Raw genomic sequence first — 1,976 nt, forward strand, 5'->3', positions numbered from 1 at the left:
CTCGACATTCTCATTATGGACAATCGTAGCGTGCTGGCGGAGACGGCGGCGCTGCTGGCGGGCTGGCAGGCGCAGGGGATCGCCCGCACGATCGCGCATGACGAGCCGTTTAACTGGGCACGCGCCAACAATCTGGCCGCCGCCCGAGGTGATGCCTCGTTGCTGTTGTTCCTTAACAACGACATCGAGATGGAGACGCCGGGCTGGGACACGGCACTGCGCGACGGCCTGGCACATCGGGGCGTCGGCGCGCTGGGGGCGCTGCTCCTCTATCCCGATCGGACGATCCAGCACGCCGGCGTGATCTTCGGCATGGGGGAGGAAGGCAGCCCGGTCCACGAAGGCGTGCTTCACCGGACAGACCCCGGCGGCCCGGCCGCGCGCTGGCGGCATCCGCGGCTCGCCTCGGCCGTGACGGGGGCGTGGCTGGCGGTCTCGCGCACGCTGTTCGAGGCGGTCGGCGGTTTCGAGGAGCGGCTGCCGATCGCCTATAATGACGTGGATTTCTGCCTGCGCATCCGGGCGGCGGGCGCGCATGTCGTGCAGGCGTCCCACATCGTCGCGATCCATCGCGAATCCGCCACGCGCGGTAGCGTCATGTCCAGCGCCGAACATGTCCGCGACCGGGCGGACTGGGCGTGGATGCGGGGGCGCTGGGGAGCGGCGCTCGATCTCGATCCCGCCTTCAACCCCAATTGGGCACGCAGCGGCCAGCCCTTCGACGGGCTGCGCCTGCCCCCGGCAGAGGCAGTGACGCGCTGGATCGCAGCGAGTGCCGCGGCAGATCCCTGGGCGGTCGGCCCGCCGGCGGACATGCCATTCGGGGGCTGACCCTGTCGCCGAGCTTCCTGTGCGTTATCGCCTTGCCGCCCTTGTTGGGGCGAGGCCTATCGCTCTCCCGATCAGCGGCCGATCTAGGAGAGAGACATGGGCTTCGACTGCGGGGCGACGGTGGACCGTTTAGGTTCTATGGGGAGGTCCGCCGGCCGGTCCCTTAATTATTCCGCGTCAGCACCCGCGCGGTCAACAGCGGCGAGAACAGCTGGTTGATGATCGACACCAGCTTGGACGGCTGGTTGGCGGCCGAATTGGCGATGTAGATCACATCCTTGTCCTGCATCGCGACCCGCTGCGCCAGGAAGTAGGAGGCGGGCTGGAGCAGATCGAGCCGGTAGATTACGGGCTTGGCGCCCGAGGCGGGGTCGATCGTGTCGTCGTAGCGGAAGACGAACACCGCGGTCGGATCGGCGGTGTTGTCATTGGGGCCCTGCACGCGCGCCAGCGCCTCGGCGAGGGAGACGCCGCCCGTCTCAAACGACACCTGCGAGACGCGGCCCGCCGCCCCGAACACCGTGAAGCTGCGCGGGCGCGCAATGAGTTCGACCGTGTCGCGTGGAGCGAGGAGCAGATTGTCGCGCGAGGATGCACGGATGCTGTCGAGCCGCTGCTCGATGGTTTGCGCGCCCCGCGCAAATCGGACGAGCGTATCCTCTGACGAGGCGGTAGCACCACCCGCCAGCGCGACAGCATCGAGCAGTCTTTCGCCATTAAAGCTGAGGTCGTAGCGGCCCGGTTTGTTGACGTTGCCGGACACTATCACGGTGTTCGAAAGGTTCTCGGAGAGCGTCACCATGGCCTGCGGGCGTTGCGACTGGCCGGCGAGGCGCCGGTTGATCTCGGCCTCGATCTCGCCGACGGTGGCGCCTGCAGCTGGGATCGTCCCGACATAAGGCAGGGTAATCTTGCCCTCTCCGTCGATCCGCACCTCCGGAAATCTTTCCCCATGAGCAGCGGGATCAAATGTGCCAGAGCCTGCGGCGGCGCCGCGACCAAACAGCGCGACGCCTACCTCGTAGATGCTGATCGTCAATGTGTCGCCGGGGCCGAGCACATCGCGCCGTGGTGGGCCCGCAAGAGTGGCGAGCGTCTTCGTCGCCGCCGCGCGTGAGCTCTGCGCTTGGTTCAGCGTTTCCACC

At 67.5% G+C, this 1,976-nt stretch carries 2 protein-coding genes; one reads left to right on the top strand and one right to left on the bottom strand.

Features of this window, described 5'->3' with window-relative positions:
* Positions 1 to 831: glycosyltransferase family 2 protein (locus tag ACOJSF_RS00765; RefSeq protein ID WP_420140335.1), on the top strand; the 831-nt coding region annotated here is incomplete at its 5' end.
* Positions 832 to 994: 163 nt separating this feature from the next.
* On the opposite strand, the gene ACOJSF_RS00770 is transcribed toward ACOJSF_RS00765, so the two are convergent.
* A partial coding sequence (locus ACOJSF_RS00770) for a polysaccharide biosynthesis/export family protein (protein ID WP_420140336.1) occupies positions 995 to 1,976 on the bottom strand: 982 nt, incomplete at its 5' end.

The organism is Sphingomonas sp. (assembly GCF_048594985.1).
GTDB lineage: Bacteria > Pseudomonadota > Alphaproteobacteria > Sphingomonadales > Sphingomonadaceae > Sphingomonas_I.